Origin of the sequence: Streptomyces geranii (assembly GCF_002954775.1) — a bacterium.
In the GTDB taxonomy this organism is placed as follows: domain Bacteria; phylum Actinomycetota; class Actinomycetes; order Streptomycetales; family Streptomycetaceae; genus Streptomyces; species Streptomyces geranii.
In genome coordinates this window covers 101,337-126,302 of record NZ_PJME01000022.1, presented here as the reverse complement: position 1 = coordinate 126,302, position 24,966 = coordinate 101,337, and the positions used below count along the sequence as shown (strand labels likewise).

The window sequence follows — 24,966 nt, the reverse complement described above, 5'->3', positions numbered from 1 at the left end:
CGGCGGGCTTGCGCGTGCAGGTGGACGGGAGTGTGGCCCGTGGCGGATCAGGCGGTGGACACAGACGGCACGAAGCTGTCCGGAAATGATCGGCCGCCCGCTCCTACGGTCAGTCAGTTCCTCGGCCGGACACGCGAGTTGAAGGAGCTGCGCGCCGACATCGAGCGCACCGGACTCGACACCCTCGCGGGCCGGAAGGCGCCACGCGCACGCGTGCTGCTCATCGCGGGCAAGCCGGGATCGGGCCGCACCGCCCTCGCCGAGGAGCTGGCCCGGCAGGTCGCGGACAGTTACCCGGACGGCGTGCTGCGGGCCCGCCTCGCCGAACCCGACGGCACGCGCGTGCCGACCGAACGCACCGCGCGCGAACTGCTCACCGCCCTGGACCTGCCGACCCCGCCGGGCGCCGACGAGGACGAGTTGTCCGAGGCGCTGCGCGACGCGCTGGCCGACCGGCGGATGCTGCTCCTGCTCGACGACGCGGCCGACGCCGAGCAGGTCGACGCGCTGCTCCCGGACAACCCCGACTGCCTCGCCGTCGCGGTCTCCGGCGGCCCGCTGACCGGGATCTCCGACGTCCGCCCGTGCACCCTGGGCGGCCTCGACACCAAGTCCGCCGTGGAGCTGCTGGGCCGCTTCACGGGCTCCGTACGCGTCACCGTGGACCCGCGCTCCGCCGAAGGACTCGCCGAGGTCTGCCAGGGCCAGCCCGCCGCGCTGATGCTGGCCGGCGGCTGGCTCGCGGCCCGGCCCAAGTCGGCGGTCTCCGACCTCGCGAAACAACTGCACGCCGAGGGCGACGACGGCACCGCCCTGAGCCGCGTCTTCCGCCTCGTGTACGCCTCGCTGCCGACCCCGGCCGCCCGGATACTGCGACTGCTCTCCCTGGCCCCCGGCGGCCTCGTGGACCCCCAGACGGCCTCCGCGCTGGCCGGCTGCTCCGTCGGCGGCGCCCGCGCCACCCTGGACGACTTCGTCGCCCTGAGCCTCCTGACGGCCGTTGACTCGCCTCTGCCGCAGTACGAGGTCCCCGGCTGCCTGCTGCCCCTCCTGCGCCCTCTGGCGGACTCCCAGGACCGTCCGGCCGAACTGCAGCTGGCCCGCGCGCGGATGCTGGAGCGGACGGTACGGCTGCTGGTGTCCTGCCGGGCGATCACCGAGACCGACAGCCCGCTGGCCCGCGAGAAGCTCCTCGGCACGCCCAGCACGCTGCGCTTCCCCAACCCGAGGGCGGCGGCGGACTGGCTGACCATCCGCAGGCCCGCCCTGCTCGCCGCCGCGCGCACGGCCGTCGCCGACGGGGAACTGGACACGCTGGCCCGCCGCCTGATGTCGGCCCTGGTCAAGGCGATGGTCGCGCACATCGGCACCCAGGCCGCCGCACCCGACCTGTACGGCGTCCACCGGCTCGTCCTCGACGTCGCCGAACGCCGGAACCTGCCCCGCGAACGGGCCGCCGCCCTGCTGAACCTCGCCGACCTGGACGCCCAGACCGGCCGTACGACCGACGCGCTGGCCCGCTACCGGGCCGCGCTGGACGCCGGACGCGAGGCGAACGACCCGTATGCGACCGGGCGCGCGATGGAATCCGTAGGGGGCGCGCACCAGGAGCTGGGGGACCACGACCGGGCCGCCGACTGGTACGGCCGCGCGCTCGCCCAGCGCCTGGCGCGCGACGAGCGCGAGGACGCCGCCCGGCTGTACGGCCGTATCGCCGCCGCGCACACCTACGCGGGCCGTTACGGCGAGGCGCTGCGCAACTGGCGTGCCGCGGTGGCCGGGCACCGCAAGAACGGCGATGTGGGCGCCCACGCGCGCGCGTTGAGCGAGCTGGCCCGGGTCCAGGAGTACGCCGGGCGGCCCGAGGAGTCGCTGCGCACCTGCCAGGAGGCGGTGGAGTGGGCGCGGCGCGCGGACGACGTACGGCTGCAGGCGGCGCTCCAGCTGCGGCTGGCCGACACGCTGGAGCACCTCGGCGATCCGGCGGCGGCGCGGCTGCACCGGGGTGCGGCCGAGCGGCTGCTGGACGACGAGCCGGAGGGCCCTACGGATGATCCAGAGGCGGAACACGGTGCTAACGCCTACGAAATCCGTAGTACATCAGTCGAAGATTGATGCATTGAAAGGCTAGACACCGAGAACGCCTTCATTAAACTGGCTCTACCGCGCCTTCTCCTGCGGTCTCCTGGTGTGCCCTCGCACGTCCGGGTATGTATTGCTATGCCCCCACACCCTCTGAGCCAAGGACCGTGATCGACGTGAAGGTCGGCATCCCCCGCGAGGTCAAGAACAACGAGTTCCGCGTGGCCATCACCCCGGCCGGAGTGCACGAACTGGTGCGCCACGGCCACCAGGTCGTCATCGAGCGGAACGCCGGCGTCGGCTCCTCGATCACGGACGACGAGTTCGTGGCCGCGGGCGCGCGCATCCTGGAGACGGCCGACGAGGTGTGGGCCAGCGCCGACCTGCTGCTGAAGGTCAAGGAGCCCATCGCCGAGGAGTACCACCGCCTCCGCAAGGACCAGACGCTCTTCACGTACCTGCACCTGGCCGCCTCCAAGGAGTGCACCGACGCGCTCGTCGCGTCCGGCACCACCGCGATCGCGTACGAGACCGTCGAACTGCCCGGTCGCGCCCTGCCGCTGCTCGCCCCGATGTCGGAGGTCGCCGGCCGGCTGGCCCCGCAGGTCGGCGCCTACCACCTGATGCGCTCGGTCGGCGGACGCGGTGTGCTCCCCGGCGGTGTCCCCGGCACGCAGCCCGCGCGGGCCGTCGTCATCGGCGGCGGCGTCTCCGGCTGGAACGCCACGCAGATCGCCGTGGGCATGGGCTTCCACGTCACGCTGCTCGACCGCGACATCAACAAGCTGCGCGAGGCCGACAAGGTGTTCGGCACCAAGGTCCGGGCGATCATGTCCAACTCCTTCGAGTTGGAGAAGGCCGTCCTGGACGCCGACCTCGTGATCGGCGCCGTGCTCATCCCCGGCGCCAAGGCCCCGAAGCTCGTCACCAACGAACTCGTGTCGCGGATGAAGCCCGGAAGCGTGCTCGTCGACATCGCGATCGACCAGGGCGGCTGCTTCGAGGACTCGCGCCCCACGACCCACGCCGAACCGACCTTCCCCGTCCACGGATCGGTCTTCTACTGCGTCGCCAACATGCCCGGCGCGGTGCCCAACACCTCGACCTACGCCCTCACCAACGCCACGCTGCCGTACATCGTGGAACTCGCCGACCGCGGCTGGGTCGCCGCGCTGCGCCGGGATCCGGCGCTCGCCAAGGGCCTCAACACCCATGACGGCAAGGTCGTCTACCGCGAGGTCGCCGAGGCGCACGGGCTGGAGCACGTCGAACTGGAGTCGCTGCTCGGCTGAGTCGTGACCTGGCCCGCCGGGCCGCTCCGCAGGGCCTCCCGGTCGACAAAAAGACCAAGTCATCAGCGGGTAAAAGGCGATACGTCAACAGGCCTCGTCAACGCCCCGCACCCCGCCGGACCTTGCCCGACAAGGTCCGGCCGGATGTGTGTATGGTCACTTTGCGACACTCGTTCAACTCGCCTCGAACGTAACGCTTCAACCGATTCGCGCACCGGTGGAACCTGCCGTGCGACGGCCGTACGCCCTTGACAGAGGGATGTTTCATTGCCGACACATCGGGCCGGGTCCGGCGGATTGTGTTGCTGCGAACGGCCGACACGCCATAGAGTCGCCAACCGTCGGCATGGTGCCACGCTGACCTATCGAGAAGTTTCCTGGTCACCAAGGAGGTAAGACGACTTGTGAATGAGTCGACATTTACTCCCGGGGGTGGTCAACCAGGAACGCCGGCGCGGGGCTCGGGCCCCACGGAGCTCGCGGCTGTCGGCTCCGTAGCCGTCCGCACCTTCGCAGCCCACCAGGGTCACCGGATGCCGGTGGTGACTCAGCCAGCACACATGAGCATGGATGGCCATCACGTGAACGCCATGGCCGGCGACGGTAGTGGCGGGGTCCACAACCACTTCGCCGACTACGACGAACTGCCCGACGGGCACTTCTACGACCCCGACGCCGAGTACGAGCCCGATCCGGAGTACGCGGCCACGCTCGCGCCCGACGCGGCCCGACAGCGCCGCGAGCGCATCGGTCCGACCGGACGCCCGCTGCCGTACTTCCCGATCCCGGGTCCGCTGACCAGTCACGGACCCGCGACGATCATCGCGATGTGCAACCAGAAGGGCGGCGTGGGCAAGACCACGTCGACCATCAACCTGGGTGCCGCGCTCGCGGAGTACGGACGCCGGGTCCTGCTGGTCGACTTCGACCCGCAGGGCGCCCTCTCCGTGGGCCTCGGGGTGAACCCGATGGAACTCGACCTGACGGTCTACAACCTGCTCATGGAGCGGGGGATGTCCGCGGACGAGGTCCTCCTGAAGACCGCGGTCCCGAACATGGACCTGCTGCCGAGCAACATCGACCTGTCGGCGGCCGAGGTGCAGCTGGTGTCGGAGGTCGCGCGCGAGTCGACGCTCCAGCGCGCCCTCAAGCCGCTCATGGCCGACTACGACTACATCGTGATCGACTGTCAGCCCTCGCTCGGCCTGCTCACGGTGAACGCCCTGACGGCGGCTCACAAGGTGATAGTGCCTCTGGAGTGCGAGTTCTTCGCCCTGCGCGGTGTCGCGCTGCTGACGGAGACCATCGAGAAGGTCCAGGAGCGGCTCAACCCGGAGCTGGAGCTCGACGGCATCCTCGCCACGATGTACGACTCGCGCACGGTGCACAGCCGTGAGGTGCTCGCACGGGTCGTCGAGGCCTTCGACGAGCACGTCTACCACACGGTCATCGGGCGCACGGTCCGCTTCCCGGAGACCACGGTCGCCGGTGAGCCGATCACGACGTACGCCTCCAACTCCGTCGGTGCCGCCGCCTATCGCCAGCTCGCCAGGGAGGTGCTCGCCCGGTGTCACGCCGAGTGAGTCTGCCGGGGGCCGACGAGCTGTTCCGTACCACCGGGGGCATGGCGCTCCAGTCGTCCACTCCCAGGCGCCAGGCGGGCGGCGAGCCCCGGGTACCGGGTCCCGCCGGGGAGAGCGACGGGGCCGCCGCGGCGGACGCGCCGCACTCGGTGCCCGTCCAGGGCGGTGACGGCGACGGCGACGAGCATGTCGCCACCGGCGCGGACCCCGGCGACGCCGGGGAGTCGCGCAGCCGCGCGGCCACCGCGGAGCGTTCGGGACGGCGGCCGGGGGAGCAGGAAGGTTCTGCCTCCGGACAGCAGGGGCCCTCACCGCAGTCGGTGTCGGCGTCCCGCAAGCGCGGACGGGCGCCCTCGCGGCGGCCCAGCGGGCGCGAGCGGCACGACGAGAAGATCACGGTGTACGTCTCCGCCGAGGAGCTGATGGACCTGGAGCACGCGCGTCTGGTGCTCCGGGGCGAGCACGGCCTCGCGGTCGACCGCGGACGGATCGTGCGCGAGGCGGTCGCGGTGGTCCTCGCGGATCTGGAGTCCCGCGGAGACGCGAGCATCCTCGTACGACGGTTGCGCGGGCGCTAGCGGTAGCCTGCGGGGCCATGACCTCGAACGACGCCCCCGCATCCGGCCCCGGCCCCGCCGGCCGTCGGCGTGTGCTGGGGCGGGGTCCGGGGGGCTCGCCGCCGGTTCCGGTCGAGGAGCGCGTCGAGGCTCCCGAGGAGCCGGTCGCGGTCGTTCCGGTGGCCGAGGACGTACCGGAGACCCCGGTTCCGGCAGCGGAACCGGAAACCGGTCCGGAGCCCGAACCGGAGCCCGCGCCGCCTGCCGAGCCCGCCCCGCTCGCCGAGGCCGCTCCGCCCGCCGAACCCGATGACGGGGTCTTCAGGATCCGGCTCGCCAACTTCGAGGGGCCGTTCGACCTCCTCCTCCAGCTGATCTCCAAGCACAAGCTGGACGTCACCGAGGTCGCCCTCTCCAAGGTGACCGACGAGTTCATGTCGCACATCAGGGCGATGGGCCCGGACTGGGACCTCGACCAGACGACCGAGTTCCTGGTCGTCGCGGCCACCCTGCTGGACCTGAAGGCCGCGCGGCTGCTGCCCGCCGCCGAGGTCGAGGACGAGGCCGACCTGGCCCTCCTGGAAGCACGGGACCTGCTGTTCGCGCGGCTGCTCCAGTACCGGGCGTACAAACAGATCGCCGACATCCTCAGCCGCCGCCTCGACGACGAGGCCCGCCGTTATCCCCGTACGGTCGGACTTGAGGACCATCTCGCCGAGCTGCTGCCCGAGGTCGTCATCAGCATCGGGGCGGAGGGGTTCGCGAAGCTCGCCGTGAAGGCGATGCAGCCGAAGCCCAGGCCCCAGGTGTACGTCGACCACATCCACGCGCCCCTGGTGAGCGTCCAGGAGCAGGCCGGGATCGTGGTCGCGCGGCTGCGGGAGCTGGGCGAGGCCACCTTCCAGGACCTCGTCGCGGACGCCGACGACACCCTCACCGTCGTGGCGCGCTTCCTGGCCCTGCTGGAGCTGTACCGGGAGAAGGCCGTCGCCCTGGACCAGGAGACCGCCCTGGGGGAGCTGGTGGTGCGCTGGACGGGCGGGGAGGGCGACGAGGCGCCCACGGTCACCGACGAGTTCGACCGGCCGCCTGAGGTGCCGGAGGAGAAGCCGCAGAAGGAGCAGCAGGAGCAGGAGGAGAAGGCGTGAGCGACGAGACCACCGAGGTGTCGGCGGGGCCGCTCGGCGTCGCCGACCTCGATCTGAAGCCGGCCCTGGAAGCCGTCCTCATGGTCGTGGACGAGCCCGCGACCGAGGAACACCTGTCGAAGATCCTGGAGCGGCCGAAGCGGCAGATCACCAGGGCGCTGCGCGAGCTGGCGGGCGAGTACGCCGCACAGGGGCGCGGCTTCGAGCTGCGGCACGTCGCGAACGGCTGGCGGTTCTACAGCCGGGCCGCGTACGCCCTGGCCGTGGAGCGCTTCGTCCTGGACGGCCAGCAGGCCCGGCTGACCCAGGCCGCGCTGGAGACGCTCGCGGTCGTCGCGTACCGGCAGCCGGTCAGCCGCAGCCGGGTCTCCGCGGTGCGCGGAGTGAACTGTGACGGTGTGATGCGCACCCTCCTCCAGCGGGGTCTGGTGGCGGAGGCGGGCACGGAACCCGAAACAGGTGCGATCCTGTACGTGACGACGAACTACTTCCTGGAGCGAATGGGCCTGCGTGGCCTGGACGAGCTCCCGGAGCTCGCGCCCTTCCTTCCGGAGGCGGACGCGATCGAGGCCGAGACGCAGGAAGGTGTTCCGTCGTTCGATCCGGACGCTCCAGATGCTCCGGGTACAGACGACGCAGACGACTAGACGGAAATTTGATGCGAAGCAGCAGCGGCAGGAACAGCAGCGGAAACAACGGCGGGAGCCGTGGTGGCAACAGCGGCAGCCGCGGCGGGAGTGGCGGGGGTCGCGGGGCGAGCGGCGGAGGTCGCGGGGCGAGCGGCGGAGGTCGCGGGGCGAGCGGCGGAGGCCGCGGCAACCCCCGTGGCGCCGGCAACGACCGCGACGACAAGCAGGGCGGGCGGCCGAAGAAGCCCCGCCCCGAGGAGCGCCGGTACGACGTGGGACCGGCGGCGACCCCGGACGGTCCGAAGTCCGGGCGCGGTGCCTCCGCGCGCGGGGGTGCCAAGGGCGGTCCCAAGCAGGGCCAGGCCGGCACCGGGCGGGGGCGCTGGGTCCCGGCGACCTCTCGCGAGTACGACGCGCGGGCCGAGGAGCGCAACCGGGAGCGGTACGCCGACAAGAAGGACGTCAAGCTCCCCAAGACGTTCCCGGGCGCCGAGCAGGAGGGCGAACGGCTCCAGAAGATCCTCGCGCGCGCGGGCTACGGTTCCCGGCGGTCCTGCGAGGAGCTGATCGAGCAGTCCCGGGTCGAGGTCAACGGCGAGATCGTGGTGGAGCAGGGGCTGCGCGTCGACCCCGAGAACGACGAGATCAAGGTCGACGGGCTGACCGTGGCCACGCAGTCGTACCAGTTCTTCTCGCTGAACAAGCCCGCGGGCGTCGTCTCCACGATGGAGGACAACGAGGGCCGGCAGTGCCTCGGCGACTACGTGACGAACCGCGAGACGCGGCTCTTCCACGTCGGGCGGCTCGACACCGAGACCGAGGGCGTCATCCTGCTCACCAACCACGGTGAACTGGCGCACCGGCTGACCCACCCCAAGTACGGCGTGAAGAAGGTCTACCTCGCGCACATCGTGGGCCCGATCCCGCGCGACCTGGGCAAGCAGCTCAAGCAGGGCATCCAGCTGGAGGACGGGTACGCGCGCGCGGACCACTTCCGGGTCGTCGAGCAGACCGGCAAGAACTACCTCGTCGAGGTCACCCTCCACGAGGGCCGCAAGCACATCGTGCGCCGCATGCTCGCGGAGGCCGGCTTCCCGGTCGACAAGCTGGTGCGCGTCTCCTTCGGTCCGATCACCCTGGGCGACCAGAAGTCGGGCTGGCTGCGCAGGCTGTCCAACACCGAGGTCGGCATGCTGATGCAGGAAGTCGATCTGTAGCGGCGCCGAGCGGTTGTGCCAGGCGGCCGGTTCCGGAGTTCTCCGGGGCCGGCCGCTTCTGTCTGCCCGGAGGCCGCCAGCGGCCATCCGTTCGCCCTGGAGAGGCTCCGGCACTCCTCCCGGTGTCCGGGGGTCTCGCGAGCCCTCCTGGGCGCCTGAGGGGCCGCTGAGGGGATTTTGGCGTAAGGGAGTCGTCAAGACGCTTGTGCGGGGTGCCGGCGCTCTTTATAGTCGGTATGACTATTGATCATGGTGACCATAAAGAGCGAGTGTGAGGGGGTGGGCGGACATGACCGCGCCTTTGAACGGAACGGCGCGGGGACGGGCCCCCGAGGGCTACGACAAGTACGCCTTCGAGCCCTTCGCCGTCACCGTCGACCTGGCCGTCCTCACCCTGCGCGCGGGCGCGCTGCACGTGCTCCTCGTCGAGCGCGGCCACGAGCCGTACGCCGGCCGCTGGGCGCTGCCCGGGGGCTTCGTCCTGCCCGACGAGTCCGCGGAGACCGCCGCCCGGCGCGAACTCGCGGAGGAGACCGGCCTGTCGGACGTCTCCGGACTGCACCTGGAACAGCTGCGCACCTACAGCGAGCCCGACCGCGACCCGAGGATGCGGGTCGTCTCCGTCGCCTTCGCGGCCCTGCTGCCGCACGCGCCCGAACCGCACGGCGGCGGCGACGCGGCACAGGCCCAGTGGCTGCGCTACAACGCGCTCGGACCGCTCGCCTTCGACCACGACCGCATCCTGGCCGACGCCCACGACCGGGTCGGCGCCAAGCTGGAGTACTCCTGCATCGCGACGGCCTTCTGCCCGCCCGAGTTCACCCTCGGCGAGCTGCGGCAGGTCTACGAGACCGTGTGGGGCACCGCCCTCGACCCGCCCAACTTCCGCCGAAAAGTGCTCGCCACGCCGGGATTCGTCGAACCGGTACCGGGCGCCGCACGTCTCACCGGTGGCCGGGGCAAACCCGCCGCGCTCTACCGCGCGGGCACCGCGGCCACCCTGCACCCGCCGCTGCTGCGCCCGACCACGTCGGTGTCGCCCGCATCACCCCCGTCCACACCCTCTCCGTCTTCCTCCTCACCAGTACCGACGTCACCGGAAGGACGCCCCGAATGACCACCACGACCGTCAGGAAGCGTGCCGCGAGCGGGGCGTTGATCGGGCTCGCGCTCGGCGACGCCCTGGGCTTCCCGACCGAGTTCAACGACATCCCCTCCATCCTCGCCAAGTCCGGTCCATGGCGGCACATGGAGCTGCCCACGCCCGCGATCGTCACCGACGACACGCAGATGACCCTGGCGCTCGCGCACGGTCTGCGCGCGGCCATGGACCGGGGGCTGCTCACCCCCGCGGGGATGGAAGGGCCGGTGCGCGAGGAGTTCGTGAAGTGGTTCCGGTCGCCGGACAACAACCGGGCGCCCGGCCACACCTGCCTGGTCGCCTGCAACCTGCTGGAGAAGCAGCGGCTGCCCTGGCAGGAGGCCAGCCAGATCGGTTCGAAGGGCTGCGGCGCCAACATGCGCGTGGCGCCCGTGGGCCTGCTCCCGGGCCTGAGCGACGAACAGCGCGCGGGCGCCGCCCAGTTTCAGGCCGCGCTCACCCACGGCCACCCGACGGCCCTGGCCGCCTCCGACCTCACCGCGCACGCCGTACGGCTGCTCGCCCAGGGCGCCGACCCGGCCGTACTGGTGACCCTGCTCCGCACGTACGCGCACGAGAGCCGCAGCCACTACTACCACCGCTGGCTCGGCGACCTGTGGACGCACAGCCACGACGCGAGCCCCGAGGCGTTCATCGCCCGCGGCTGGGACGAGTGCCTGGAGATCCTGGACCGGCTGCAGCGCGCAGTCCGCACCGCCTCGCCCGAGGACGACCCCTGCCTCGCCACCGGCGCCGGCTGGACCGCCGAGGAGGCCCTCGCCACCGGCCTGCTGTGCTTCCTGCTCTTCCCCGGCGAGCCCCTCACCGCCCTGCGCCGCGCCGCCTGCACCTCCGGCGACTCGGACTCGATCGCCTGCCTCACCGGAGCCTTCGCGGGCGCCTGGCACGGCACCGACGCCTGGCCGACCCGCTGGGCGGACCGGATCGAGTACGGGGGTGACCTGCAGACCCTGGGAGCGCTCTGGGACTCCTGACGGAGGCAGTAGTGCGTGTGCCGGTGTGTGTCCTCACCGGGGGCGGCGCCCCCGGAGCCCCGCTTCGGCCCTGAACGGCCTCGTCCTCGAACGCCGGACGGGCTTGGGGGTGCCTGGGTCGGCCTCGAAGGGGCACTGGACACGTCGGCTGGATCCGGCTCGGCCCGAGCTGGTCGCGGCCAAGGCCGAGCGGGAGCGCGGGGCGGCCGATCTCGACCACGCGCGCGTGGCGGGCGATGTGGAGCCGGCTGCACGTGGTCCTGGACGAGGCGCAGGACCGCTCAGGGCTGCCGGAGGCCACCACCGCGCGCGACCTCCTGCACGACTTCGTCGTACGGGTCCGGCTCGCGGGCTGAGGCACGCCGGGCGCGGATCAGGAAGTCCTCCACGCGCCGGGTGTCCGGCTCCTCGGGGAGGGGGCTGCGGTGGGCCGCCGTCTCCGCCTCCGCCGCCAGGCGGGTCATCCAGGACTCGATCTCCGGCCACGGCACCTCGCCCCGCTTCACCTCCAGCAGGCGTTCGCGCTCGTCGCCCACGTCGATCGTCAGGGTGCCCGTGCGCAGCAGGTCGCGGCAGCTCGTCAGGAGGCGCAGCAGGTGCATCGCGTGCTTCCAGCGCGGGGCGCCGTGCACGCGGACGTCGGCCTCCAGCTTCTTGTGCTGGCCGAGGGCGTAGCGCGCGAACGTCTCGTGCGCCTGGCGGGAGAGGAACGCGTCGCGCAGGGACAGGAGTTCACGGCCGGTGTCGTCGGCGTACTCCACGAGCGGGGAGTGCAGGCACTCCAGGATGTTCGGGTTGGCGCGCAGAGCCAGGGTGCAGAAGCGTTCCAGCTCCCAGCTGAACTGCTCCTCCGCGGGGCCCTCCACATGCGTGGGCGGCTTCTCGAACCGCCAGAACAGGGGAGTGGGCGCCAGGAACACCCCGCGTCGGTCGGTGTCGCTGCCGTCCGTCGCCAGGCCGAAGGCGCGCGAACCCATCACACAGGCGTAGATCGTGTGGTCCCGGACCAGGGCCTCGGGGGACTCGGGGGTGGGATGCGGGCGCATTCCGGGAGCGTACGCGCGACCCTCACGCCAGGGTGATCGAATTTCCCGTCACCGTGATCTTCTTCGCCGCCAGCGGCTGTGTCGCCGGCGCCTTGGTCACCGAACCGTCCGTGATGCTGAACTTGCTGCCGTGGCAGGTGCAGTTGATCGTGCCGTCCGAGACGTTCGCCACCGGGCACTGCTGGTGCGTGCAGATCGAGGTGAACGCCTTGAACTCGCCCTCCTTGGGCTGTGTCACCACGACCTGCTCGTCCTTGAAGATCTTGCCGCCGCCGACCGGGATCTCGGCCGTCTTGGCCAGCTCCTGCCCCGGGGAGCTGTTCGCCCCGGACTCCTCGGAGGAGGACGACGACTCGTTGCCGTACTCGCTGCAGCCCGCCGTGAGCGCCGCCGCGCCCGTCACGAGGAGGACCGTGCGTCGTGTCGGGCCTTGCGTCATGTCGTCACTCCGAAAGTGCGGAAGAACCAGAGGGCGGAAGTCAGCCAGACGATCGTCAGGACGCTGAAGACCAGTCCGCCGACGACCGGCAGCAGCCAGCCGGGCAGTCGCTCCCAGCGAAGCAGCAGCATCTTTGCACTGAAAGCGCCGAAGAAGAAGCAACCCAGGAGGGAGTGCCACATAACTCGTGAATCGTATGTTTGATATCCGAAAGCGTACAGACAGTGCACCGCTACCGGGACCGCCGTCAGGAACGCGATCCGGCCCGACCAGCGGTGCAGCGTTCCCGACCAGCTCGGGCCCGGCAGCTTCCCGTACACCATCGCCGCCGACACGACCTGGACGAGCGCGAAGCCGAACGCCGCCGTCGCGAGCCAGGACTTCACCGCGCCCGTGCTGCTGAACCCGGCCAGGTTGAAGGCGGTGCCCTCCGGGTCGTGGACCTTGCCGTACACCCCGAGGGCCAGCGCCACGGCGGCGGCGACGAGCGCGGGGACGAGATAGCGGGCCGCGCTCGGGCCGCCGGGGGCCGGCGGGCGGGGCGGGAAGCTCTGGGTGGCGGCGTTCGGGTCCACGGTCATGTTCGGCTCCCTGTCGCTGTCCCTGCGTCTGGACCTGTCCCTGGCGGCTGGAGGCGGTGCTTCACGGGGTGACCGGGCGGGCCGTCAGCAACTCGCCGTCGATCGTGACCGCGCCGGTCTCCGGGTCGATCCGGGGCGCGGGAGAGGGCTTGCCGTTGCGGTTGAGGATGCCGACCTGGTCCCCGGTGGACAGCACGATCCAGCCGCCGTCGATCTCGGCGTTCCGGACGGTCGCGGTCGCCCGGTACAGCCCCGACGGCTTGACCGCCTTGTCCGCGGTGAAGGCGTAGTGCCCGCCCTCGATGTCGACCGTGCCGCGGATGCCCTTGCCCTTGAGGGTGCCGTTCAGCACGGAGCCGCCCTTGCCGGTGAGCTTCATGGAGCCGTCGTCCTCGACGTCGCCCTTGAGCCACGACTCCTTGTCGCGCCCGTCGCAGAAGTACGCGATCGCCCTGCCGTTACGCAGCGAGACCGACACCGCGGCGGAGTCGTCGTCCGTGCGGCCAGCGTAGTCGGCGTTCGGTACGGGGACCTTGGTGGGCGACGGTGACGGAGAAGGGGTCGGGGTCGCGGGCGCCTTCGTCGGGGCCGGGGACGGTGACACCTTGTCCGCGGGTGTGTCCGCCTGGGACGTGGACGCGGGCTCGGTCCCCGTGGTCGCGTTGAGCGACAGCATGAACAGGGCCAACAACAGCCCCGCGAGCAGTGTGAAAAGCGGTCCGGTGCGCTTCATCGGGCCTCCCCCGAGGCGAGTTTCCTGCCATGAGAGCGGACTCCCGCCCTGGCGTCCAGAGCGCACGGGCGTGTTCGCGCCCCGAGTCGCGGATTGGGGCGAATCGGGTGACATTGGCAAGGTCCCGCGCGCGTGACGCGGCGCGTCTCAGGGGGCGGGCGCCGGACGTCCGCCGCGCGCGGGCTGACTAGGCTGGACGCGCCAAGAGCCGATACGTAGATCCGAATACGTACATCAGCTTCGAATATGTACATCAGCAAGGAGCATCACCGTGGCGGTACGAGCGGTCCGGGGCGCCGTCCAACTGGATCGGGACGAGGCCGGGCACATGGACGAGCGGGTCAGCGAGCTGCTCACCGCGGTCCTGGAGCGCAACGGCCTCACCGCGGACGACCTGATCAGCGTCTGGTTCACCGCCACCCCCGACCTGCACAGCGACTTCCCGGCCGCCGCGGCCCGCAAGCTCGGCATCGTCGACGTACCGCTGATCTGCGCGCAGGAACTGGACATCGAGGGCGCCATGCCGCGCGTGGTCCGCATCCTCGCCCACATCGAGTCCGATCTGCCCCGCGCCGACATCGCGCACGTCTACCTCGGTGCCGCGGGCGCCCTGCGCAAGGACATCGCCCAGTGAGAACCGCACTCGTCATCGGCACGGGCCTCATCGGTACGTCCGCCGCGCTCGCCCTCGCCTCCCGGGGCGTCGTCGTCCACCTCGCCGACCACGACCCCGAGCAGGCCCGTACGGCAGCCGCCCTGGGAGCGGGTACCGACGAGCCGCCGGAGGGGCCGGTCGACCTCGCGATCGTCGCCGCACCGCCCGCGTACGTCGCCGGCGTGCTCGCCGACGCGATGCGCCGGGGGGTCGCGCGCGGCTACCTCGACGTGGCCAGCGTCAAGGGCGGACCGCGCCGCGAGCTGGAGGCGCTGGGGCTCGACCTGGCGTCGTACATCGGTTCGCACCCCATGTCGGGCCGGGAGAAGTCCGGCCCGCTGGCCGCGACCGGCGACCTCTTCGAGGGCCGTCCCTGGGTGCTGACGCCGACCCGGGACACCGACACCGAGGTGCTGAACCTCGCCCTCGAACTGGTCTCGCACTGCCGTGCCGTCCCCGTCGTCATGGACGCCGACGCCCACGACCGCGCTGTCGCCCTCGTCTCCCACATGCCCCACCTGGTGTCCAGCATGGTCGCCGCGCGGCTGGAGAACGCCGAGGAGGCCGCCGTACGGCTGTGCGGGCAGGGCATCCGGGACGTGACCCGGATCGCCGCCTCCGACCCCGGCATGTGGATCGACATCCTGTCCGCCAACCCGGGGCCGGTCGCCGACCTTCTCACCGATGTCGCGGGCGACCTGGAGGAGACGGTGCGGGCGCTGCGGTCCCTGCAGTCCTCCGACGAGGAGAAGCGGCGCGAGGGCGTCTCCGGGGTCGAGGACGTGCTGCGGCGCGGCAACGCGGGGCAGGTACGGGTGCCGGGCAAGCACGGGTCCGCGCCGCGGGCGTACGAGGTGGTCGCCGTGCTGATCGACGACCAGCCCGGACAGCTGGCCCGCATCTTCGCCGACGCGGGACGGGCGGGCGTCAACATCGAGGACGTACGGATCGAGCACGCGACCGGGCAGCAGGCGGGCCTCGTGCAGCTGATGGTGGAGCCGAAGGCGGCGCCGGTGCTGTCGGCGTCGCTGCGGGAGCGCGGGTGGGCGATCCGGCAGTAGGGGGTGCGCCGTCGTCGCGCCGAGACACGTGCGGCCGGACGAGTGACCCGCACCCAGTAACCTTGTCCGGGGCATCAAGCGCCCCCACCCCACCACCCCGGACCAGGAAAGGTGCCTCCACAGTGGATCGCGCCGCAGTGATTGTCGCCATCGACGGGCCCTCCGGCACGGGCAAGTCGAGCACGTCGAAGGCCGTTGCCGCGCAGCTCGGGCTCAGCTATCTGGACACCGGGGCCCAGTACCGGGCGATCACCTGGTGGATGGTGAGCAACGGCATCGACATCACGGACCCCTCCGCGATCGCCGCCGTGGCCGGCAAGCCGGAGATCGTCTCCGGTACGGACCCGGAGAACCCGACGATCACCGTGGACGGCACCGACGTCGGCGGCCCGATCCGCACCCAGGAGGTCACCTCCAAGGTCAGCGCGGTGAGCGCGGTGCCCGAGGTGCGTGCGCTCATCACCGAGCTGCAGCGGTCCATCGCCGCGTCCGCCGCGACGGGGATCGTCGTCGAGGGGCGGGACATCGGCACGACCGTGCTGCCCGGCGCCGACCTGAAGATCTTCCTCACCGCGTCCCCGGAGGCGCGTGCCGCCCGGCGCAGCGGTGAGCTGAAGGGCGCCGACGTCGACAGCACCCGTGAGGCGCTGCTGAAGCGGGACGCGGCCGACTCCAGCCGTAAGACCTCGCCGCTCGCCAAGGCGGACGACGCGGTGGAGGTCGACACCTCCGAGCTGACCCTCCAGCAGGTCATCGAGTGCGTCGTCACCCTCGTCAAGGAGAAGCGGGACGCGAAGTGAGCGACGACGCGTCGGACACTCCGACGGAGCGGGGAGCCGAGGTAGGACGGCGCATCGGCGTCGGCCTGATGTACGGGCTGTGGAAGCCGCGTGTCCTCGGCGCCTGGAAGGTGCCCGCGACCGGACCCGTGATCCTCGCCGTCAACCACTCGCACAACATCGACGGCCCCATGGTCATCGGCGTGGCGCCCCGCGCGTCGCACTTCCTGGTCAAGAAGGAGGCGTTCGTCGGTCCGCTCGCCACCTTCATGCGCTCCCTCGGCCAGGTGGAGGTGGACCGCTCGACCGTCGACCGTACGGCGATCACCCAGGCCCTGGGTGTGCTGGCCAGGGGCGGCGTCCTGGGGATCTTCCCCGAGGGCAGCAGGGGGGACGGCGACTTCGCCTCGCTGCGGTCCGGGCTCGCCTACTTCGCCGTCCGCAGCGGCGCTCCCGTCGTTCCGGTGGCCGTCCTGGGAAGCACCGACCGGCGCGGACGGTTGATAAAGGGGCTGCCCCCGCTGCGCAGCCGCGTCGACGTGGTCTTCGGAGACCCGTTCGAGGCGGGTGACGGCAGCGGGCGGCGTACGCGCGCGGCGCTCGACGAGGCGACCGTGCGCATCCAGAAGCACCTCACCGCCCACCTGGACAACGCCAGACGGCTCACCGGCCGGCAGGAGAACGCCGGGCGCCCTGCCGGGCACTGAGCGACACTTGAGTACTCGCGCCGAGTACTTGAGCCGAGTACTTGAGCGGTTCGAGCATTTCGAGTAGTGGATCACCCGACAACCGGGGGTTCCACCGATCACCACGATGAACGAGGTACGGACTTCATGAACGACCACATTCCCTCCGAGGGCTCGGGAGAGTACGAGCACGGAGAGCTTGGCGAAGCCGAGTACGCGGAGTTCATGGAGCTCGCCGCGGTCGAGGGCTTCGACATCGAGGACGTCGAGGGCGCGATCGACGAGGCGGGACATGGGCCGCTGCCCGTCCTCGCCGTCGTCGGACGGCCGAACGTCGGCAAGTCGACCCTCGTCAACCGCATCATCGGCCGCCGCGAGGCCGTCGTCGAGGACAAGCCCGGCGTCACCCGCGACCGCGTCACCTACGAGGCCGAATGGGCCGGGCGGCGCTTCAAGATCGTCGACACCGGCGGCTGGGAGCAGGACGTCCTCGGCATCGACGCCTCCGTGGCCGCGCAGGCCGAGTACGCCATCGAGGCGTCCGACGCGGTCGTCTTCGTCGTCGACGCCAAGGTCGGCGCCACCGACACCGACGAGGCCGTCGTACGGCTGCTGCGCAAGGCCGGCAAGCCCGTCGTGCTGTGCGCCAACAAGGTCGACGGACCGAGCGGCGAGGCCGACGCCACGGCCCTGTGGGCCCTCGGGCTCGGCGAGCCGCACCCCGTCTCCTCGCTGCACGGCCGCGGTACCGGCGACATGCTGGACGCCGTCCTGGAGGCGCTGCCCGAGGCGCCCGCGCAGACCTTCGGCGTCGGGGTCGGCGGCCCGCGCCGGATCGCCCTCATCGGGCGCCCGAACGTCGGCAAGTCCTCGCTGCTGAACAAGGTGGCGGGCCAGGAGCGGGTCGTCGTCAACGAGATCGCGGGCACCACCCGTGACCCGGTCGACGAGCTGATCGAACTCGGCGGCGTCACCTGGAAGTTCATCGACACGGCGGGCATCCGCAAGCGTGTCCACCTCCAGCAGGGCGCCGACTACTACGCCTCGCTGCGCACGGCCGCCGCCGTGGAGAAGGCCGAGGTCGCGGTCATCCTGATCGACGGCTCCGAGAACATCTCCATTCAGGACCAGCGGATCGTGACGATGGCCGTCGAGGCGGGCCGGGCGATCGTCCTCGCCTACAACAAGTGGGACACGCTCGACGAGGAGCGCCGCTACTACCTGGAACGGGAGATCGAGACCGAGCTGGCCCAGGTGGCGTGGGCGCCCCGCGTCAACGTCTCGGCGCGCACCGGCCGCCACATGGAGAAGCTGGTCCCCGCGATCGAGGCCGCCCTCGCGGGCTGGGAGACCCGGGTCCCGACAGGCCGGCTGAACGCCTTCCTCGGCGAACTGGTCGCCGCCCACCCGCACCCCGTCCGGGGCGGCAAGCAGCCGCGCATCCTCTTCGGCACCCAGGCGGGCACCAAGCCGCCGCGGTTCGTGCTCTTCGCCTCCGGCTTCATCGAGGCCGGCTACCGCCGCTTCATCGAGCGCCGCCTGCGCGAGGAGTTCGGCTTCGACGGCACCCCGATCCACATCTCGGTGCGGGTGCGCGAGAAGCGCGGCAGGAAGAAGTAACCGGTGAGGTATCCGGTGAACTGACCGATGCGGTCCACATGACTGAGGGCGGCCCCCGATCGGGAGCCGCCCTCAGTCACGTGCAGATGGTGTTCACTGGCCCCGGCGCGGTCCCGGTGGCAGTGCCGCCGGGATGTGGGTCATGCCGGTGTAGTGCTGCTGCCGTACGCCGGTCTGCCACACGGCGGTCGCGGTCGCCGTCTGCCCCTGCTGCGCGTCGAGTTGACCGACCCGCTGCCAGACGGACGGCTGCCCGCCACCGGTGCGCGCGCTGAACGCCCCCGCGCTGTAGGCGCTGTACGAGCCGGAGTTGTGCGAACCGAAGCCCCGCGAGCCGTAGCCGTTCGAGCCGCCGTACGGGCTGGTCCCGAAAGCCGTGAAGTTCAACTCCTCCTCACCGCTCCGGTCACCCGGCCGCGACCGGAAGGACTTGCCGTACTCGGCGTAGAGCGCGTCGTAGATCGGCGTGGCCGACGGACCGCTGAGGTAGGACTGACGGCGGGGGACATCGTAGGTGTGCACACACGTCCAAACGACCCCACCGCAGAACGGATGCGGCCAATGTCCGAATTTTGCAGGGCGCGCAGCGCCCGCGAAGGGGCGTGGGGAACTGCGCGACCAGCCACACTCAGCCGCAAGCCGCCAAGTCACCGAAGCTCCCGACCCCTACGGCGCTCAGGTGCCCGCAAGCGGGAGCGCACTCGCGACCAACTTGCCGACCCCCGCGGCCTTGTCGAGCGCGTCCCGCAGCAGGTCCTCCCGGGGCTGGCGCCCGATGGACCCCACCGGCGCCGCGAACACCAGCACCTGCTGGTGCTTGTTGGCGGCGGCACGCCAGCTCTCCGTCACCTGGAGCGGCTGGTGCGCCTGCCACCAGGCCACCGCGGACGCGCCGCCCGGCCCCGGCTGCAGCACCGCGTGCAGCTGCCCCGCCGCGAGCAGCACCGACCAGCCGTGCAGCACGGGCGGTACCTCCGTCAGCTCGGTCAGCGGCATGAAGCCCTGCTCGATGAGGAGGGGCAGGAAGTCGTCGCCCGCGCCGGTCGAGCCGGGGCGGACGATGGGGGCCGTCGGTTCGACGACCAGGGCGGGGTGCAACTCGCCCTCGATCAGGACCAGTCCGCTGGTGACTCCCAGGACGGCCTGCTCGGGTGCGGCCATGGGGGCCTCCTCGTCGGCGTTGATGGAGCGGACCGCGCCCTGGAGCTGCTCCTCGGTGACCTGGACGACCTGCGAGGGCAGGCAGCCCGCGTGGGCGAAGGCGAGGACGGCGGTCTCGTCCCCGATGAACAGGACGGTGCTGGTGCGCTCCTGGGCGGAGTCGCCCGGCGTGCGGCAGGACGTGCAGTCGTAACTGCCCGGGGCGTTGTCACCGGCGAGCAGCCGGTCGGCTTCTTCGTCGCCGATCTCGGCGCGGACCTCGTCGCTGACATCGAGCATGCGCGGCACGGGTGGCTCCCTCGGGATGCGGTACGTGGCGGGGCCGGGTCGCCCCCGGCCGGTGGGCCCGGACAGTCCGGGCTCATGAAGATGACAACGGGCGATCTGTGGCGGGAGTCACGCTGCACGACGCACGGAATCGAACCATCCCGTGCACACGGTCACGTTGGGTGCGGAATCGGGCACTCCATGTCAAGTAACGGACAGGTTACGGAAGTTGGTTTGGTGAACTGACTCACAGTTTGTCCGAGTAGCTGGTCGACAAATCAGGAAATGCGGGAATTAAGTGGGTGGCCGGAATTCACCGATACCTGCGGTAACCCTGAACTGGCCTGGGAGAACGGGGAGTTGGTTGATAACGCCTCGTCAGGGTCCATAGATTCCTCCGCCGTGTGCACCTAGCACCGCTCGGGTACGTCCGCCGGCCGCGCAGAACCAGACACCGCGCAGCACCACGCCGACGGACGGGACGGAGTGTGCCGACCGCGTCTTCACGCGGCCGACGCGTTCCGTCCAGGGGGAAGCCCGGGTCTGTGGAGAGGGATCTACATGTCCGAATGTGCCGATAGTTACACCCGCAAGACGCGCAAGACGGCGGTCCTCGCCGGGGCGGCCCTGCTCGCCCCGCTCGGACTGCTGGCCGCGACCGGCAACGCCGCGGCGGCGGACAGCGGGGTGTGGGACCGCATCGCCCAGTGCGAGAGCGGCGGCAACTGGCACATCAACACCGGCAACGGGTACTACGGAGGACTCCAGTTCTCCGCGAGCACCTGGCGTGCCTACGGCGGGACGGCCTACGCGGCCACCGCCGACGGGGCCAGCAGGTCCCAGCAGATCGCCGTGGCCACCAAGGTGCAGGGCGCCCAGGGCTGGGGCGCGTGGCCCACCTGTTCGGCGCGCGCCGGTGCCTCCGGGAGCGCTCCCGCCGCATCGGGCTCCGACTCGGGCTCCGGTTCGGCCACCGGCGAGTCGACCAAGTCGACGAAGAAGTCGACCAAGAAGGCGACAGGTTCAGGCGGGTCCACCGCTTCCAAGGCCCCGTCGAAGGCGCCGGAGCGCGCACCCGTCCACACCAACCGCAGCTCGTCCCGGGGCGACGGTGACTACACCGTCCGCGCGGGCGACACCCTGAGCGGCATCGCCGCCCGGTACACGACCACCTGGCAGCACCTCTACGCCGCCAACAAGGCCGTCATCGGCGACAGCCCCGACCTGATCATGCCCGGCCAGAAACTCGACATCTGAGCCGCGCCCCTTGAGTCGCGCATGGTGCCCCACCCGGTCCGGACCGGGTGGGGCACCGGCGTTCACCCCGACGGGCGGTCCAGCTCTGCCGCCTCCCCGCTGAACACGACCGCGCCCCGGCGCAGTTCGTACACGAGGGCCCGCTTCCCCCGCAGACCGGGCGGCAGCCGCTGCTCGGCGACGACCACACAGGCGTCCAAGGCGCTCAGCAGTTCGTACGTGTGTGCCGCGACCGCCGGTGACATGCCCTGGGCGGGCTCGTCGACGAGCACCACGCACGCGCGTGCCGACAGGGCACGGGAGAGCGCGAGCATGCGCTGCTCACCGCCGGAGAGGGTGCCCGCGCGGCGCGACAGCAGGGGCGCCAACTGGGGATACGCGGCGAGCGCGGCGGCGGGGTCGGCGTCAGCCAGTTCCAGATTCTCCCGGACCGTCAGCGACCCGAACACGGCTCGCCGTTCCGGCACCGGACACAGCCCGCGCCGGGCCCGCTCGTACGCGGACACCCGGGTCACGTCGACCCCGTCCCACACCACCGCGCCCCCGGACAGCGGCACCGTTCCGGCGAGGGCACGCAGGACGGTCGTACGGCCGGAGCCGTTGCGGCCCAGCAGGACGGTGAGGCCCGGACCGGGCGCCGTGAGGGAGACGCCGTGCAGGGCCTCCAGTGGGCCGTACCGCACGCGCGCGTGCCGCAGGGCGAGGGTGCTCATCGGCCCACCGTCGCTTCCAGGGCGCCGAGGACCTGCCCGGGCGGCCCGGACGCGACGATCCGGCCCGCCGCCAGCACATGGACCTCGTCGGCCAGGTCGGCGACCAGGTCGAGGTCGTGCTCGACGACCAGCAGGGCGGTGCCGTCGGCGGCGAGAGCGCGCAGCACGCGGGTCAGCGCGGCGACCTCGGCGGTGTCGAGACCGGCGGCGGGTTCGTCGAGGAGCAGGACGCGCGGGGAGCCGGCGAGCGCGCGGGCCAGCTCGACCCGGCGCAGGGTGCCTGTCGGCAGGTCGGCGGCGGGCAGCGAACGTACGGGCCCCTGGAGCCCGAACAGCCGCAAGGCCCGCTCCACCGCCGCCGGATCGGCGACACGGCCCTGCTCGGCGCCCACCCGGACGTTCTCGGAGACCGTCAACGACGGGAAGACGGCCAGCTGCTGGAAGGTCCGGGCGACACCGAGCCGGGTACGGGCGTGGGCGGCGAGCCGCGTGATGTCCCGCGCCCCGAAGAACACCTTCCCGCGCGTGGGACGCACGGTTCCGGCAAGACAGTGGAACAGGGTGCTCTTCCCGGCCCCATTGGGCCCGACCACCGCGACGACCCGCCCGGGCCGAACGTCGAGATCCACCCCACCGAGCACGGCGAAGCCGCCGTAGCGGACGTGGAGGCCACGCGCGCGCAGGAGCGGTGCGGGGGAGGAGCCGCCGGGGGCGGCCCGAGAAAGTCGCGGGGCAACTGGGGGAGCGGGCGGGGCGGCCCGTGATGCGCCCTTGCCCAGCAGCCGTCCGCGCGGGGCGGCTTCCGACGGCTTGGCCGGGGCGCCGACCGGCCGTCTGCGCGAGGCCGCCTCCGGCGACCCGGGCAGGGTGACCTCTGGCGGTCCGGACGGCGCAGCCTCCGGCTGTCCGTGCGGGGTTGCCTCCAGCTGTTCGTGTGGTGCGGCTTTCGGTGGTTCGGGCCGTGCTGCTTCCGGTCGTTCGTGCGGGGCGGCCCCCGGCTGCCGGTGGCGCGCCGCCTCCGGCTGTCCGTGTGGGGAGGGTTCCGGTGGATCTGGCCGCGCTGCCTCCGGTCGTCCGCGTGGGGCGTCCTCCGGCTGTCCGCGTGGGGTGCCCTCCAGCCGTCCGTGGGGTGCGGCTTCCCGTGGCCCGGGCCGCGCCGCTTCCGGTCGTCCGTGTGGTGTCGCCTCCGACTGTTCGTGCGGCGTGGGTTCCGGTGGCCCGGGCCGCGCTGCCTCCAGCGGTCCTGGCGGGGCCGCCTTCGGCTGTCCGGGCGGGGCGGATTCCGGCTGTCCGGGTCGTGCCGCATCCGGCCGTCCGTGTGCGGTGCCCTCCGGCGGTCCGGACCTCGCTGCCCCAGGCCGCCCGTGCGAGGTGCCCTCCGGCCCTCCCCGCGCTGCCGTCTCCAGCCGCCCATGTCGCGTCACCCCCACCCGCCCGCGCCCTGTGCCCCCCTGTCGCCCAAGCCCCGTAGCCCGCACCCGGTCCCGCACGGCAACCCCCAGAGGCGTCAGTCGCGCCGCCCCCTGTCCCGGTCGCAGTCGTGCTGTCGCTGCGCGCAGGGCCTCGTACGGGCCGGTCGGGAAGCGGCCCGTCAGGGTCGCCAGTACGCCGATCAGGGCCGCTGCCATCCCGCCCCGTGCCCCCGCGTCCAGGCCCACCAGCAGGGCCGCCGCCGTCAGTGCGCCCAGGGTGCTGTCGGCGCCCAGGACCACCACCGCGGCGAACCACAGCAGGCCGCGTACGGGGTCGAACGTGCTCGGGTCGAAGGCGCGCAGGCCCATCGTCAGGAGGGCGCCGCCGAGGGCGGCCAGGGAGGCGCCCGCGACGAAGGCCAGGAGCTTCAGGGACGGGACCCGTACGCCCGCCGCCGACGCGCCCCGCTCGTCGTCCCGCATCGCCGCCAGGGCCCGGCCCGTGCGGCCCGCGCGCAGGAAGCGTGTCGCCAGCAACGCGAGCGCCAGCAGGGCCAGTTCCAGGACGTAGAACGCGCGGTCGCCCTCGAAGCCCGCCGGGCGGTGCACCGTCAGGCCCGCCGTGGCGTACGGCTGGGCGAAGACGAAACGGCTCACCCCGACGCCCACCGCGAAGGTGGCCAGCGCCAGTGCCAGGCCGTGGCGGCCGATCGCCGGCCAGCCCGTCAGCAGGCCCAGGGGAGCCACCAGGAGCACCGCCAGCGCCAGCGCGGCCAGTTCGGGGAGCCGGGGCAGGCCGGGGAAGCGGCCGGCCGCCAGCAGGGCCGTGAAGAGGGCGCCCAGGCCCGCGTAGGCCGCCTGGCCCAGCGAGAGCCGGCCGCCCCGGCCGGTCACCACCACCAGGGACAGCAGCACCACGCCCAGCGCCGGCACCTGGACCGACGTATGCAGGTCCGAGCCCGCGAAGCCCAGCGGCAGCAGGAACAGCACCCCCGCCACGATCCACACGCCCGGCGGAGTCGGCGTACGGACCGGTACCGCGCGCGGGAGCGCGTCCCGCGTGCCGATGCCCGGCAGGACCAGCGCCGCGACCAGCAGCGCGACCACGAAGAGGTTGCTGCCGACCGCCTGCAGCAGCGGCTGCGCCCAGCCCGAGGGGTGAAGGCGCGTCAGCTGGCTCTGGGCCACCCCGATGCCCAGCGCGACCAGCACCGCCACAGGCAGGCTGCGCATCCGGGCGGCCACCGCTACGGCCACCACCTCCATCACCAGCAGCGGCATGCCGTACGGGTCCAGGCGGACGTACGGAGCCAGCAGCACGCCCGTCAGGCCCGCCGTGAACGAGCCGAACGCCCAGCCCGCCGCGGCGACCCGGTCCGCGTCGATGCCGTGCAGCACCGCCAGTTGTCGGTCGTCGACCACCGCGCGCAGCTCCCGCCCGAACCGCGTCCACCGGGTGACCGCGCCCACTGCGGCGGCCAGCACCAGGGCCACCGTCAGCTGTCCCCAGGGGTCCGCGGACACCAGTTCGGGCGCGTCCGCCCGCGCCCCGGGGCCCCACACCAGCACGGCCCCGCCCACCAGCAGCACGAACACACCGATCGACGCGACCAGGGTCCGTGCCGGATCGCCGCCCAGGACCGCGAGCGGCCGGAACACGAACCGTTCCAGGGCCAGGCCGATCGCCGGGGCCAGCACGAACAGCGTCACCAGGGCGCCGAGCCACAGGGGCCAGCCCCACTCGACCGTGCACTGCCGCAGCGCGTACGCGCACACCATCGCGACGGCGCCGTGCGCGAAGTTCAGTACGCCGGTCGCGCGGTAGGTGACGATCAGACCGATCCCGGTGAGGGCCGCCGCGCCGCCGATCGACAGACCCGCGAGGGTGAGGTCGTACGTCAGGGACGCCATC

23 protein-coding genes are annotated in these 24,966 nt (G+C 72.1%); 15 read left to right on the top strand and 8 right to left on the bottom strand.

Features of this window, described 5'->3' with window-relative positions:
* Positions 1-39 precede the first annotated feature (39 nt).
* The 9 genes from CW359_RS26925 (at position 40) to CW359_RS26885 (ending at position 10,644) form a co-directional block, all read left to right on the top strand.
* Positions 40-2,115, top strand: a complete 2,076-nt coding sequence (locus CW359_RS26925; protein ID WP_105972753.1) for a tetratricopeptide repeat protein — start codon at positions 40-42, stop codon at positions 2,113-2,115.
* 143 nt (positions 2,116-2,258) lie between these two features.
* Positions 2,259-3,374: an alanine dehydrogenase gene (ald, locus tag CW359_RS26920; RefSeq protein WP_105972752.1), complete on the top strand. Its 1,116-nt coding sequence runs from the start codon at positions 2,259-2,261 to the stop codon at positions 3,372-3,374.
* Positions 3,375-3,907: 533 nt separating this feature from the next.
* Complete coding sequence (locus CW359_RS26915) at positions 3,908-4,957, top strand: ParA family protein (RefSeq protein ID WP_232838607.1); 1,050 nt, start codon at positions 3,908-3,910, stop codon at positions 4,955-4,957.
* Positions 4,942-5,535 carry a hypothetical protein gene (locus tag CW359_RS26910; protein ID WP_105972726.1) on the top strand — a complete coding sequence of 198 codons (594 nt, stop codon included), beginning with the start codon at positions 4,942-4,944 and terminating at the stop codon, positions 5,533-5,535. Before CW359_RS26915 ends, CW359_RS26910 begins: the two co-directional genes overlap by 16 nt.
* A gap of 17 nt (positions 5,536-5,552) precedes the next feature.
* Positions 5,553-6,662 carry a segregation and condensation protein A gene (locus CW359_RS26905; RefSeq protein WP_105972725.1) on the top strand — a complete coding sequence of 370 codons (1,110 nt, stop codon included), beginning with the start codon at positions 5,553-5,555 and terminating at the stop codon, positions 6,660-6,662.
* The gene (scpB, locus tag CW359_RS26900; RefSeq protein WP_105972724.1) at positions 6,659-7,309 is read left to right on the top strand and encodes an SMC-Scp complex subunit ScpB; all 651 of its coding nucleotides are present in this window, start codon (positions 6,659-6,661) and stop codon (positions 7,307-7,309) included. Before CW359_RS26905 ends, scpB begins: the two co-directional genes overlap by 4 nt.
* Before the next feature lie 11 nt (positions 7,310-7,320).
* Positions 7,321-8,508, top strand: a complete 1,188-nt coding sequence (locus CW359_RS26895; protein WP_105972723.1) for a pseudouridine synthase — start codon at positions 7,321-7,323, stop codon at positions 8,506-8,508.
* Positions 8,509-8,797: 289 nt separating this feature from the next.
* On the top strand, positions 8,798-9,625 hold the full coding sequence (locus CW359_RS26890; protein ID WP_105972722.1) for an NUDIX hydrolase: 828 nt from the start codon (positions 8,798-8,800) through the stop codon (positions 9,623-9,625).
* Positions 9,622-10,644 carry an ADP-ribosylglycohydrolase family protein gene (locus tag CW359_RS26885; RefSeq protein ID WP_105972721.1) on the top strand — a complete coding sequence of 341 codons (1,023 nt, stop codon included), beginning with the start codon at positions 9,622-9,624 and terminating at the stop codon, positions 10,642-10,644. Before CW359_RS26890 ends, CW359_RS26885 begins: the two co-directional genes overlap by 4 nt.
* Before the next feature lie 281 nt (positions 10,645-10,925).
* Here the strand turns inward: CW359_RS26885 and CW359_RS26875 are convergent, their stop codons facing one another.
* From CW359_RS26875 to CW359_RS26860, 4 genes are all read right to left on the bottom strand, one after another.
* Positions 10,926-11,690 (bottom strand): nucleotidyltransferase domain-containing protein, encoded by a 765-nt coding sequence (locus tag CW359_RS26875; RefSeq protein WP_105972720.1) that lies wholly within the window; start codon positions 11,688-11,690, stop codon positions 10,926-10,928.
* Between the two features lie 22 nt (positions 11,691-11,712).
* Positions 11,713-12,129 (bottom strand): Rieske (2Fe-2S) protein, encoded by a 417-nt coding sequence (locus CW359_RS26870; protein ID WP_105972719.1) that lies wholly within the window; start codon positions 12,127-12,129, stop codon positions 11,713-11,715.
* A complete protein-coding gene (locus tag CW359_RS26865; RefSeq protein WP_105972718.1) occupies positions 12,126-12,710 on the bottom strand; it encodes a DUF6529 family protein in 585 nt (194 codons plus the stop codon). Before CW359_RS26865 ends, CW359_RS26870 begins: the two co-directional genes overlap by 4 nt.
* A 61-nt stretch (positions 12,711-12,771) precedes the next feature.
* The gene (locus CW359_RS26860) at positions 12,772-13,443 is read right to left on the bottom strand and encodes a hypothetical protein (RefSeq protein WP_105972717.1); all 672 of its coding nucleotides are present in this window, start codon (positions 13,441-13,443) and stop codon (positions 12,772-12,774) included.
* A gap of 271 nt (positions 13,444-13,714) precedes the next feature.
* Between CW359_RS26860 and aroH the strand changes: the two genes are divergently transcribed.
* The 5 genes from aroH (at position 13,715) to der (ending at position 18,244) form a co-directional block, all read left to right on the top strand.
* Positions 13,715-14,077 (top strand): chorismate mutase, encoded by a 363-nt coding sequence (gene aroH / locus CW359_RS26855; RefSeq protein WP_105972716.1) that lies wholly within the window; start codon positions 13,715-13,717, stop codon positions 14,075-14,077.
* A complete protein-coding gene (locus CW359_RS26850; protein WP_105972715.1) occupies positions 14,074-15,159 on the top strand; it encodes a prephenate dehydrogenase in 1,086 nt (361 codons plus the stop codon). The genes aroH and CW359_RS26850 overlap by 4 nt, the downstream gene beginning before the upstream one ends.
* Positions 15,160-15,281: 122 nt before the next feature.
* A complete protein-coding gene (gene cmk / locus CW359_RS26845) occupies positions 15,282-15,959 on the top strand; it encodes a (d)CMP kinase (RefSeq protein ID WP_105972714.1) in 678 nt (225 codons plus the stop codon).
* The gene (locus tag CW359_RS26840; RefSeq protein WP_198655400.1) at positions 15,917-16,645 is read left to right on the top strand and encodes a lysophospholipid acyltransferase family protein; all 729 of its coding nucleotides are present in this window, start codon (positions 15,917-15,919) and stop codon (positions 16,643-16,645) included. The genes cmk and CW359_RS26840 overlap by 43 nt, the downstream gene beginning before the upstream one ends.
* A gap of 126 nt (positions 16,646-16,771) precedes the next feature.
* Positions 16,772-18,244, top strand: a complete 1,473-nt coding sequence (gene der, locus CW359_RS26835) for a ribosome biogenesis GTPase Der (RefSeq protein ID WP_105972712.1) — start codon at positions 16,772-16,774, stop codon at positions 18,242-18,244.
* 93 nt (positions 18,245-18,337) lie between these two features.
* Here the strand turns inward: der and CW359_RS26830 are convergent, their stop codons facing one another.
* Complete coding sequence (locus CW359_RS26830) at positions 18,338-18,766, bottom strand: hypothetical protein (RefSeq protein WP_105972711.1); 429 nt, start codon at positions 18,764-18,766, stop codon at positions 18,338-18,340.
* Positions 18,767-18,919: 153 nt separating this feature from the next.
* Positions 18,920-19,693, bottom strand: a complete 774-nt coding sequence (locus CW359_RS26825) for a hypothetical protein (RefSeq protein WP_105972710.1) — start codon at positions 19,691-19,693, stop codon at positions 18,920-18,922.
* 540 nt (positions 19,694-20,233) lie between these two features.
* On the opposite strand from CW359_RS26825, the gene CW359_RS26820 reads away from it, so the two are divergent.
* Positions 20,234-20,929: a LysM peptidoglycan-binding domain-containing protein gene (locus tag CW359_RS26820; protein WP_105972709.1), complete on the top strand. Its 696-nt coding sequence runs from the start codon at positions 20,234-20,236 to the stop codon at positions 20,927-20,929.
* A gap of 62 nt (positions 20,930-20,991) precedes the next feature.
* On the opposite strand, the gene CW359_RS26815 is transcribed toward CW359_RS26820, so the two are convergent.
* Positions 20,992-21,642: an ATP-binding cassette domain-containing protein gene (locus CW359_RS26815; RefSeq protein ID WP_105972708.1), complete on the bottom strand. Its 651-nt coding sequence runs from the start codon at positions 21,640-21,642 to the stop codon at positions 20,992-20,994.
* Positions 21,639-24,965 carry a branched-chain amino acid ABC transporter permease/ATP-binding protein gene (locus CW359_RS26810; protein WP_105972707.1) on the bottom strand — a complete coding sequence of 1,109 codons (3,327 nt, stop codon included), beginning with the start codon at positions 24,963-24,965 and terminating at the stop codon, positions 21,639-21,641. Before CW359_RS26810 ends, CW359_RS26815 begins: the two co-directional genes overlap by 4 nt.
* Position 24,966 lies beyond the last annotated feature (1 nt).